Below are 12,056 nucleotides of genomic sequence, written 5' to 3'. Positions count from 1 at the left end.
AGGGGGATTTGTATGCAACAATTTTGTTGGATAATTCATAACTGATTCATCCATCATATCATTATTTGTATTGCCTCCCATAATATTCACGGTATTCCCCAGAGGTAACATTCTTTAACCATTCTTCATTAGCTAAGTACCAGTCAATAGTTTTTTCCAGCCCTTCTTCAAAAGTAACCGAGGGCTCCCAGCCTAATTCATTCTTAATTTTTGATGCATCTATGGCATAGCGCAGGTCGTGCCCAGGTCTGTCCTTTATATATTTAATAAGACTTTCACTTTCACCAACTGCTCTTCCCAGTCTTTTATCCATTTGTTTGCAGAGCAATTTTACCAATTTAAGGTTCTTCCATTCATTAAAGCCTCCAATATTATAGGTTTCAGCATTTTTTCCGTTGTGGAGCACTAAATCGATCGCTAAGGCATGATCCAATACATATAGCCAATCCCTGGTATAATTGCCATCTCCATAAACAGGCAATGGTTTATTTTTAATTATGTTGTTTATAAACAAGGGAATCAGTTTTTCCGGGAACTGATTGGGGCCGTAATTGTTGGAACAATTACTGATTACATAGGGAAGCCCATAAGTTTCTCCATAGGCCCTGACAAAATGATCCGAACTAGCCTTGGAGGCTGAATAAGGAGAACTGGGATCATAAGCCGTTGTTTCGGTAAACAAGCCGGTATCTTCTAAGGTTCCATATACTTCGTCCGTGCTGATGTGATAAAAGCGTTTTCCCGTATAATCCGTTTCCCAAGTGGATTTGGCCGCGTTTAAAAGATGTACTGTTCCCAGAACGTTGGTTTTTACAAAGGCCATTGGGTCGTATATAGACCGGTCTACGTGCGACTCGGCAGCTAAATGAATGACCGCATCAAACTTATGTTTCTTAAAAATAGTATGAATAAAACTGGACTCCGTTATATCCCCTTTTATAAAAGTATAATTGGGGGCAGATTCTATATCCTTTAAGTTTTCAAGATTACCGGCATAGGTAAGAGCATCCAAATTATAGATGTGATAATTTGGATAGTTGGTGAGCAATCTCCTAACCACATGGGAGCCGATAAAACCTGCCCCACCGGTAACCAAGATGTTCATAAACTATTCTTTTTTATAGTTTTTTAAATAGCTGTTTAGGTCCAAAAGACTTAAAAATAACAAGGTAATTCCAATGAATCCAAGCGGAATCCAAAATTTATAGCTATTCAGTATTCCCTTAACCTCTACTCCACGTCTAGGGAAGGCAGAGATTACATTTAGGATACTGGACTTATTGGCTCTTTCCTCATTGAGCAATACCAAATTCTCTTTTAACTTATCTACTTGGTTGATCAGGGCCAATTCTTTATTTTCTTGACCTCCATTTTCTCCCAAACTAATGTTAGTGCCCTGCTGTGGTTTCTCCGCTTCCTTTTCCATAACACGTTTATACAAATGTTGAAGGGAATCCACTTCCATTAATTGCTTCTTGTAAAGGCTGTCTTGTAAGCTTATATTTTGGTCACTTATGCTCTGTTGCAATTGAAAATATTCGTTTCTGGAAATGGATTTAATAATGGAGGGTTGAATCTTTTTGGCGACAGTATTGTTCGTTGCGGTTACTGAGATAGTGTGGAATCTGGCATCCATGGAGTTGAAATTTTTCAAATAATTCTCCATATCGATGGCTTTTTTGGTGGTCGAATCCAAACTGCGTACAAACTTATCGAACAATTGTACCTTTTGGTTTTCATCCGAATAGGACTCCACTACAAACTTCTTTAATTTTGAAGCCTCGGAGACTCCAACATCCAAGGCTTCTGCCAAGGCGGTGGAGTCCTCTGCCTGCGCCAACTCGTTGTAAAAATTTACGTTGTTGTACAATTGTTGCACACTATTAAAATTAGGTTCCACTACCATAGTGGAAATAAATTTCGGCTTTTTAATCATGTCCAAATAGATGCCCAATGCCAAACCTATAACAGCCGCAACCACAAATTTTATAAAATGCTTCTGTAAAAAAAGTAGGAATAGGATAATCGTATGGAAAATACCTTTGAAAATATTACCTATAAAACGGAAAAATTTCTTGAATCCGTTTCCAATTAATTGAAACAGTTGCCCCAAATCTACTTCATCGGAAGAGGATGAGCTACTATTTGTCGGTTGTTGATTAGCCATAAACTAGGAATTAAATATTTGTGTTAGTATTTTGTCGGTTATTAAATAGGTGGGCTTAACTCCTGTGGTCCCCAAACCGCCAGATGCTAAGGTGCTCCCCGTTTCCAAAGGATTATCGGAGGCATAATAGGCATAACGCACTTTAACATCTTCCTTTATACTTTTTCTAATTTTGGAAGCCGATTGTATGGCCTTCTGATAATGCACACCTTCCATTTCCAACCCAATTACGTTCCATGTAGATTCATGGAAGAATTTTAGGATGTCCCTATTTTGCAAGGAAGTTCCCAATACGGTTACCATGGCTCCCTGTAAAACCTTAAGTCCGTTACCTTCAAAATCTTCTTTACGTAATTCATTTTTAAAGGGGTAATTATCTGCGGTTCCCTCAAAAATATGGGCATCAGGAATCATAATGTCCCCTTTTCCTCCTTCCAGAATACCTGCTTTTCCCATTATGGTTATGGAAGCCACATTTAAAAATACCTTTTGGTGTTTTTTAGATTTATATGGCTTTAATAATTCATCTATCGTTTCATAGGCCTGTTCCCCAAAGGCATAGTCCATTACAAATATAACTGGTTTTTCAATGTCCGGACAGTTTGCGGGTAATTCATAACAGCAAGCCCCTTTTCCCAACTTGGCCATGTCAAATATTTGTACATCTATATTGGTACCGGAAACATCGTCTATAGAAATCATGCCGTTCTTTTGAGCGTAGTCAATGACTTTTTCCCGTAATGCTGAATTTTTGGGAATGCTTAAGGCTTCAAAGATTTCCAATTTTGTCTTTCCTTTAAAGGTATTGGATAAGGCCTTGGAGGCAAACAAAGAATTCATAACGCTGTGCATATTGGCACTTATTATGTGAATAGGTCGCTCCAATAATCCCTGATTCTGTAAGGCTTCTTTAATCCTATTGGCCCAACGTTCCCCATGAATATGGTGTCCCAGGCGCTCCCGTAACATAGGACTAAAAGTGATGGCCCTTTTGTTTCCAGTTGTTTCCTCCTCAATAGCCAGCTTGCCCAGCCAATAGATAATTTTTAAAAATCGTTCCGGATTGGCTGTCGTAGAAAGTTTTTTGTGAATGGCCATTACCTCAATAAAGGGTCTTCCCAAAATATTGGCCATATGTATTAAGGCTACTTCCCTTTCCCTTTGGCTAAGTTCATCTTTATTCGCAGCCTGTTCCAATTTTACCCAGTCCCTTATGGTCTTATCCGTGTCCTCTATAAGGACCTTTTTGCTAATTTTCTCGGATTCGATGAACAAAAAGGTGAGATGGGTTAGTATATCGTAAATGTCCGATCTGCCACGGGTAATCTCGATATTCATCTGTTCGTCATCTATCCTGTAACAGTTTCTTCGCCTTTTTGGGGGAATAATAGGTTTGAATTGAGAACCGGCATATCCTTCATCGGATGTTAGGTTTATAAACCGACACTGTTCTATGCCTTCCGGTAACCTTTCTAAAACGTACATAAGGCCGTTTAGCTCGGCTTTTTCCTCGGCAATGGAACCGTATATTTCTGGGCGCAACTGTAAAAGGGATTGTCTAAGAGTAGCCCCGGAGATACCTGAAGGCTTGTAAAATCCACGATTGAAGAGATGTCGCATTGTAATATACAAGCGCTCAATGGCATTGGTGGAATCTTGTGCCCTAGTAGTGTTAACGGATTTACTCATAAGCAGATTTCGTGCAAAACTACAATTTATATTGTTTATTTTTTTTCCTGTGGAGCTTTTCTCAGTTTCTACCTGGTACTAAAATTATAAATTTAGACTTTTAGACAATCAATAATTATAAATATTGAAAAATAATAGTCGGTATTATTGTGAGTTTTTAATTATTGACCAGCTTCTTAATCCATCGGCTACTTTTCTATCGTTGGATAAACGCTGCACTTTATTCTGTCCTCCCAACTTTCCAATAGACTTCATATATTCTTGAAATCCGTCTTTTTTTATTTGGGTAATTTTTAAAGTTTGAAGAATTTTCCCTTCAATTAGATCAAAATAATAACTGTTCTGTTTTTGTAGGGCGGAATCCAATATACTGATGAATTTTTTGATGTCTGATGGGGGGTGTTCAAATTCGATCAGCCATTCATGATAGGGAAGTTCCTTTTCTTCCGGATTGATTTGTGGTGCTACTGTAAATTCGTTTATCCGGGCATCGGTTGCTGCTATAGCTTGTTTCATTGCCTCTTCAACCTCCTTACCTATAACATGCTCCCCAAAGGCGGATATAAAATGTTTAATTCTTCCGGAAACTACTATTTTAAAGGGTTTTACAGAAATAAACTGAATGGTATCCCCTAAATTGTATCCCCAGAGACCGGCATTGGTAGAGATGATCATCACATAGTTAACGCCCAATTCAACATCGTTTAGGGTAATTCTTTTAGGGTTTTCAACAAAGAATTCATCAGCCTTAACAAACTCGTAAAAAATACCCGAATTCAATAACAGAAGCATTCCTTGTTCCTTTTGCGAATTTTGGTAGGCGAAGAATCCCTCACTGGCAGGGAATAGTTCTATGCTGTCCACTCGACGGCCGATGAGATTTTCAAATTTTGCGCGATAAGGCTCATAGTTTACCCCGCCGTAAATGAAGAGCTGAAAATTTTTGAAGAGATCTCCTATTTTTTTGTCCGTCTTTGCATTCAGCTTTTCAAAATACATTTGAACCCAGGAAGGTATCCCCGCAATCACCGTCATGTTTTGGTTCACTGTTTCCCCTACAATTTTATTCACTTTGGTATCCCAATCTTCAATACAATTCGTCTCCCAACTTGGCAATCTGTTTTTTTGCAGATAATTGGGAACATAGTGGGCAGATATTCCGGATAATCTACCAATCTTAATCCCATTTTTTTCCTTCATTTCCGGACTTCCTTGAAGAAATATCATTTTGCCGTCTACGAAATCCGCATTTCCAGTTTCATGGATGTAGTTTAAAATGGCATTTCGCGAAGCTTCAATTTGATATTTTATGGATTCGTGGGTAATGGGGATGTATTTTACTCCTGAGGTGGTTCCAGAGGTCTTGGCAAAATAAGCCGGTTTGCCTGGCCATAGTATATCCAATTGCCCGGCAACCACTTTTTCCACATAACCCTTTAATTCCTCATAATCCCTTATGGGAACGTTGTTGGCGAAGTCGGAATGCGATTTTATCTGTGAAAAATTGTGATCCTTACCAAAGTCGGTATTTTTTGCTTCCCTAATGAGTGACTTAAATACTTTTTCTTGGGTTTCAATGGGATTATTTACCCATTTGGCAGTTTTCTTTGCGATATTCTTGGCAAATATTTTTGCTGCAATTGATTTTAAACTCATTTAATTTTATTTAAAATCTATAAAATCTAATGGATTGATTGGGCTGCCATTACTCCAAAGTTCAAAGTGAAGGTGTGGTCCTGTGGTCAACTCCCCTGTATTTCCTACCGAAGCAATAACCTCTCCTGACCTTACTACATCTCCCTGTCCTTTATTTAATGCACCATTATGTTTATAAACACTTAAAAGTCCGTCCACATGCTCTAGTATGATCACATAACCCGTTTGCGCTGTCCATTCGGCAAAAACTACCGTACCATTGGCCACAGCTTTAATTGGACTGTCCTTTGGGGCAACTACATCCACGGCAAAATGTTTGTTTTCAGCATCAAAACCCTGGGATACAGTTCCACTAAGGGGAGAAAACAGAACCTGCCCGGAATTGTTAATGTTTCTTTCGAACAAATTGTATTTATCTTCCAAAGCTACCTGCTCCCTTAATAAAGAATCTTCTTTTATAGGGGTTAAATCTATGGTGGATGGATCCAATTTGTATTGCTCAAATAACGAATCCCTGTTGATTTCGTTATTCTCTACATCACCTCTAAGTACTTTTCTAATATTATCTAAATACCTATTGGTATAGTTTAAGGTTGCCACCAAGGAATCCGTCCTATAAGTAAGCTCTGTAGCTTGCCGCTTCAATTTAGTGGAAGAGTATCCTGGTATATATTCCCTTAATGGAGTAAAGGCTATTAGTAAAATGGTGAAGCCGATCAACCCAATGATGAACAGGGATCCGGTCACAAAAACATTCATTCTGCTTAGCTTAAATGAAATTTTTTCCTCAAAGGTACTTTCATTCAAAATTACCAGACGATACTTATGCAAAAGTTTCTGCTTAATTTCCTTTCTTTTCTTTACCTTTTTGGCCATAATGAACAAAGATAAGGTTACTATTTAACTTTAAATCCTTTATTTTTGAATTTGATTTTAAACAATTATTGCTCTGCAAAAGTATCTATTAAGAAATATATTCTAATTTAGAATAATTAAAATATATTATAGGCGTTAAAATTAACAGCATTCTAACATCTTTTTTAGTACCTTTGTTGTTCTTAAATTATTATACCATGATAACTTTAAACACATTTTTAGCCATAGGACCAATGCAAATAGCTTTGGTAGTGGCCATCGTCTTATTATTATTTGGAGGGAAAAAAATTCCGGAATTGATGCGTGGATTGGGAAGCGGCATTAAGGAATTTAAAGATGCTTCCAAAGACGACGATAAATTGGAAGAGAAAAAAGAAAAATAGATTATATTTTACTTATACAAAGGACATCTACCGCTGTGTAGATGTTTTTTTGTTTATACATATGTCCAAATTAAATATTCTTATTAAATAAGTTCTCTTCACCGGAATTATAATATAGTTTAATTCCCTGTTTCTTTTTTCGATGCATGGCATTTCTTGTGTATAAAGAGTTCGTTCTTCATTTTTACACAAAACCATAAAATACCATTTGGAATTTTAATCCATTTTGTACAAGCAATCCATTTTTTTGTGTGTTCATCTACCAAAGAAGTAGACATTATAAACCTAATCTTTGAGTTTTGGGATATATTTAAATGCGTATTTCCTTAGGTCATTTCCTTTTCAATGCACTACAATACTATTCTACTAAATGCCCAATAAATCCCATTAAAAGCATGTTACACCATTGAAAACAGTGGATTCACAACAAATAATTTTTTCGCGGCACTAACCGCTCTAGTTTTAGCGTTGGTAATAAAATATAAGGTATTTGTAGTTTCCTAGTGAAGTTAATGATGAATATTACATATGCCATTATATTTTTAGAATATTAGACCCCCAAGATTTTTAATAGAATAAACATGAAACAACTTCTAACAGCCTGCTTGCTCTTTCTTGCTCTTATTGGCAGTGCCCAAGGAATTAGGAATAACGTTGCCTCCGATATGGATAAACGGTTTTCGGATATAGATCTAAGCACCAGTAAAGTACCTAAGTCTTCTAATGCTCGGGTTACCCCTGAAATGTTTAGAAAGAGGGCTGTGGCAAACCACATAAAAAGCAGAACATTTAAAAATATAAATGGAGCGGATGAAGGCTTTTATATTGTATCTGGAGTATTCTCCGATTTGGGAAATGTTCAAAATCTGGCACAGAAATTAAAGGTTAAGGGTTTTGCTGCAGGATATATTAGTAATCCTAGTAATGGTCTCAACTATGTTTATTTGAGTAGATATGATACATTGGATAGCGCTATAGCGGCTTGTAATTCCAAGTTGGATGGTACTTATACCGATCCATTTTGGTTAATGAACGTGGATAATGGTGGAAAATCCAAGAAACTTGAGATAAATGGGAATGGCATTGTTTCAAATTTGCCTTTACCCAAAACAGCAATGGATAATAACTCAGATCAAGAGGTAAAGGATTATCCCAAAGGGGTTAAAACTCCAGATCAAGATGAAAAACCCGAGCCGAAAACCAATAATACTACGCCCAAAGAGGAATTATCCTTAGAAGAAGTGACTTATGATATGCTGAGTCCAGTTGAGGAAGGTGATATAGTGAATATGAAGGGTAAGGAAGCTAATTCAAAGAATAAAATAAATGCCAATTCGGCAAGGTTAATTAAAAAAGCGGATGAATACTTTAACAAAATGTGGTATGCAGAAGCTGCCGAACTATATGAGGAGGCACTTAATAAAGACGCCAACAATTATTCCCTGGAAATTCTTCAAAAGGCTGGAGACTCCCATTATTACAATACGAATATGGAGCGGGCCTATTATTATTACAATATCATATTTGAAAGATATGAAGAGGAAGTGTCTCCTGATCAAATTTTTAAATATGCCCATACCTTAAAGGGTACCGGTAAATATTCCAAATCCAAGAGAATGATGCGTCTTTACGACAAGCAGGTGGAGCAAGGTAATGTGGGTTCTAAATTGGATTTTAAGGCGGGCAAAAAAGAAGCCGTCTTGGACAAAATTCTAAATATGGAACTTAAATTTGGACTTAAAAACTTGGCCATAAATACCAAGTATTCAGAGTTTTCGCCCATGTTCTACAATGAAGACGAAATAGTATTTGCATCGGCCAAAGACTCCTCCATTTTTAGTACCAGACGGTATAAGTGGAATAACCAACCTTACTTGGACCTATATGTCTCTAAAGTAAATAAGGAATCCCAGGATTTAAAGGCCGCGATTAGGTTTTCAAAGAAAATAAATTCCAAGTATCACGAAGCATCAGTAACCTTTACTCCGGATAATTCAACCATGTATTTCACTAGAAATAATTATGGTAAAAAACTAAAAAGGGACAAAAACGGAGTTAACCATTTAAAAATATATGTATCCAAGAAAATTGATGGGGAATGGACGGAAGCTGAAGAAGTACCCTTTAACAGTGATGACTACTCTACGGGACATCCAGCTTTGAGTCCAGATGGGAAAAAACTATATTTCGTTTCGGATATGCCGGGAACCATTGGGGATACGGATATATTTGTGGTAGACGTTTTGGACAATGGGAGTTATTCGGAACCTAAGAATTTGGGACCTGGAATTAACACTGAACAGAAAGAAATGTTTCCTTTTATCAATGATAAGAAGTTATACTTTGCCTCTAATGGTCATGTTGGACTTGGAGGACTGGATGTATACGAAGTAGCTTATGATGAGGAAGGTTTTAAAGAGGTAATTAATATGGGTCAGCCCATTAACAGTAACAAGGATGATTTTTCATATATCGTTAATGAAGAGGATCAAAAAGGATATTTTGCCTCCAATAGACGTGGCGGAAAAGGGGACGATGATATTTATTCCTTTGAAAGACTGGTATTGGAAGAAGTGGTAAAGAATGCTATTTCTGGTGTAGTTACGGAATTGATTACGGGCGATTTTATGCCCAAGGCCTTGGTGACCCTGTTGGATGAGAATAATATAAAATTAAAAGAAATGGTGACTGAAGATGACGGCTCCTTTGTATTTGAGGATTTGGATTCAAATACCAAGTACACTATTAAAACCACCAAAAACGAATTCTTTGAGAATGAGGTAACAGCCGAAACTAAGGAGAATGAGGTTGTGAATGTGGAGGTGACCATGAAGAAGTTAAAAGAGCTAATAATAATTGAAGACGGTATTAAAAAGCTTAAAACCGATATGATCTTCTTCGATTTTGATAAATCGTACATAAGAAAAGACGCATCCTTGGAACTTGATAAATTGGTAGCCGTCATGACCGAGTATAAGGATATGGTGATAAAGATCGAATCCCACACCGATTCCAGAGGTCCGGATGTCTACAATAAATACCTATCGGACAAAAGAGCCAAGTCAACAAGGGCCTATCTTATTTCCAAAGGTATTTCTGCGGACCGTATTGAGAGCGCCATCGGGTATGGTGAGGAACGTTTAATCAATGAATGCGGAAATGGGGTTCGCTGTAGCAGGGACAAACACGAACTGAATAGGCGTTCAGAGTTTATAATAGTAAAGATGTAATTTGAGACTTAGACTTAATCAGTTAAGCTATAGCCGCCTTTCCTATCTAGAAAAGGCGGCTTTTTGTTTTTTACAAAACCTACCAATATACCATTAAGTATTGTTAATGGATCGCCCGAACGCGTTATATAGGGATTCTCCCCATAGGTTGCGTCTGGACTAAATGACAACACAGGGTAATTCGTTTTATGTTCTGATCATTTTTTGGACAAGCAAAGAATATACATTTTATGGACCTCCTTCGTCGGTTTCTATAATCTTAAATTATTTAATGATTTATTTAAGGAACTTATGAAATTATCTTTTAGCCTAATGATAAGCTACACAAAGACAACAATTGATCCTGATTCGCAAAAAGGACAAGCTGTTAGTCTAACCTGTATCGTGGACATTGAACAGATTAACTGTTTTACTTAGGTCATTGGATTTTCTATCCCATTATGGACCTAGAATATCCTACTAGTTCATTTTCGTGGGACTTTGGATAATTGGTAAGGCTTGTGGCGGCATCCCAATTAGGGGTGTATCCAATCGTCAAACCCATTTTCACAACGTCTTAGTACCTATTTACAACAAAAAAGTCCGATGAAATACCTAACTATCGGATTTTGAGTTATATATGTATAATAACCAACCTTTTAACCAAACCATAATATCATGAAAAACGTTCTACTAATCCGAGAAATTTATTTAGAGGCCTTTACAAACCTAGGTCATGCTTTTGCAAAATCCTTTTTTAAGCTAATGAGCTGGTTTTGTTTTGCGAGTTTATTAATCGTACTCTATGCGTTTATATTCAGAATTACGACGGGCTTCGCCTTCGATTAAAACCATACAAACCAACCAAACCAGAAAACGCCCGAGAGGGCGTTTTTTGGTTAAAGGTCATTAGAATGTTTATCGTTCATTTTTAAGTTAAAGTGGGGCACGTCTTAAATATGGTGTTCCATGGAAAGGTGGAGTATAGCAATCAATTTTATATGCAAACAATATAATGGGAAAACTGGGTGCAAAAAAGGGCCTTAATAAGGCCCCTGTAATACTATTGTCGATAATTGGGATTATTTGACGTCCGAGAACTTTACTGTTTTTAAAATGGCTTCAAGCTGGAACATATCGTCCCTTTTTTCAGTAGCAGGAGCAAATACAAACCCTTCTATAATCACTTTTCTATTATTTGTATCATCGTTGATAATATAGGTTAGAAAAGGTCCGGCCATAGGATAACCGCTTATTTCCCATATTCCCCTAACCTCAGCAGCCTTTCTACCGGAAATCTCCACAGGGAAGACATAAGGGGCAAAAGCCTTTTCAGTCATCATATAGGTTATTTTACCTGGCACATCAGGGCCTGGAATATATTGCCTTCCTATAGAATCTCGCATTGATATTATATCTTTAACAAAGGTTGAGTCGTTCTTAAAATAATCATTGGGGATATCATAAGCTATGATGTTCATACTTCCTTTTTGAATCTGTCTATCGATCCAAATAAAATTATTCTCCTGTTTGCCTACTGTGTAAATTGAGGGCAGGGATAATGTTATGCCCAACTTGTCGTTCAATACCGTTTCCTTGCTAAGCGACTTTAAAAATCGTTTTTGGGATTCCTGGATCTCAACTTTTTTAAAGGCTTCAATGATCTCATCGGCCATGGCATCCAGATTCGAAATAATTTCTTCATCCGTGCTTCCCTTTATGACCCCTACCTTTTGAGGAGTTGAATAGACATCAGTTTTAATGTGCCCAAGGCTCAACGTATCCTTGGCAACAAATAGTACAGATCTGGTTTGTAATATAGATCCAGAAAAGACTTTTGGGGGCATTTGATTAATGGTAAAAAGTGGTTCCTCCCAAGAAAGACCCAAAACGGGCGCCGCAAAATGCTGTCTTACCCGGTCTCCGACTTTCCCTTCCCATAGCTCATTTTCCATTACAACGGCCAAGGAATTTATTGCACCGATGGATTCTGGCAGATATTTCTTTTTTTCTCTTTCCCCACAAGAGACAATCATCAAAGAAATTAATAGTACTACTGCGCCAATTTTTTTCATA

General features: G+C 37.2%; 9 protein-coding genes. 3 read left to right on the top strand and 6 right to left on the bottom strand.

Annotated elements, in window-relative coordinates; genetic code table 11:
* Positions 1 to 61 precede the first annotated feature (61 nt).
* The 5 genes from rfbB to MWU84_RS16805 form a co-directional block, all read right to left on the bottom strand.
* The gene (gene rfbB / locus MWU84_RS16825) at positions 62 to 1,105 is read right to left on the bottom strand and encodes a dTDP-glucose 4,6-dehydratase (RefSeq protein WP_246903873.1); all 1,044 of its coding nucleotides are present in this window, start codon (positions 1,103 to 1,105) and stop codon (positions 62 to 64) included.
* 3 nt (positions 1,106 to 1,108) lie between these two features.
* Positions 1,109 to 2,167, bottom strand: a complete 1,059-nt coding sequence (locus MWU84_RS16820) for a hypothetical protein (RefSeq protein WP_246903871.1) — start codon at positions 2,165 to 2,167, stop codon at positions 1,109 to 1,111.
* Positions 2,168 to 2,170: 3 nt separating this feature from the next.
* Entirely contained in the window at positions 2,171 to 3,856 is a 1,686-nt protein-coding gene (locus MWU84_RS16815; RefSeq protein ID WP_246903869.1) for a hypothetical protein, read from the bottom strand.
* A 144-nt stretch (positions 3,857 to 4,000) separates the two neighbouring features.
* Positions 4,001 to 5,512 (bottom strand): GH3 auxin-responsive promoter family protein, encoded by a 1,512-nt coding sequence (locus tag MWU84_RS16810; RefSeq protein ID WP_246903867.1) that lies wholly within the window; start codon positions 5,510 to 5,512, stop codon positions 4,001 to 4,003.
* A gap of 6 nt (positions 5,513 to 5,518) precedes the next feature.
* Positions 5,519 to 6,388, bottom strand: coding sequence for a M23 family metallopeptidase (locus tag MWU84_RS16805; protein WP_246903865.1), 870 nt, complete (start codon positions 6,386 to 6,388; stop codon positions 5,519 to 5,521).
* Positions 6,389 to 6,585: 197 nt separating this feature from the next.
* On the opposite strand from MWU84_RS16805, the gene MWU84_RS16800 reads away from it, so the two are divergent.
* The 3 genes from MWU84_RS16800 (at position 6,586) to MWU84_RS24440 (ending at position 10,829) form a co-directional block, all read left to right on the top strand.
* Complete coding sequence (locus MWU84_RS16800; protein WP_246903856.1) at positions 6,586 to 6,771, top strand: twin-arginine translocase TatA/TatE family subunit; 186 nt, start codon at positions 6,586 to 6,588, stop codon at positions 6,769 to 6,771.
* A gap of 581 nt (positions 6,772 to 7,352) precedes the next feature.
* Positions 7,353 to 10,001, top strand: a complete 2,649-nt coding sequence (locus MWU84_RS16795; protein WP_246903853.1) for an OmpA family protein — start codon at positions 7,353 to 7,355, stop codon at positions 9,999 to 10,001.
* 657 nt (positions 10,002 to 10,658) lie between these two features.
* Positions 10,659 to 10,829 (top strand): DUF6747 family protein, encoded by a 171-nt coding sequence (locus MWU84_RS24440; RefSeq protein WP_348647879.1) that lies wholly within the window; start codon positions 10,659 to 10,661, stop codon positions 10,827 to 10,829.
* 233 nt (positions 10,830 to 11,062) lie between these two features.
* On the opposite strand, the gene MWU84_RS16790 is transcribed toward MWU84_RS24440, so the two are convergent.
* A complete protein-coding gene (locus tag MWU84_RS16790; RefSeq protein WP_246903851.1) occupies positions 11,063 to 12,055 on the bottom strand; it encodes a DUF4837 family protein in 993 nt (330 codons plus the stop codon).
* Position 12,056: the final 1 nt, after the last annotated feature.

This window comes from Arenibacter sp. F20364, from assembly GCF_023015905.1.
In the GTDB taxonomy this organism is placed as follows: Bacteria; Bacteroidota; Bacteroidia; order Flavobacteriales; family Flavobacteriaceae; genus Arenibacter.
This window is presented reverse-complemented; position numbering and strand designations above follow the sequence as displayed.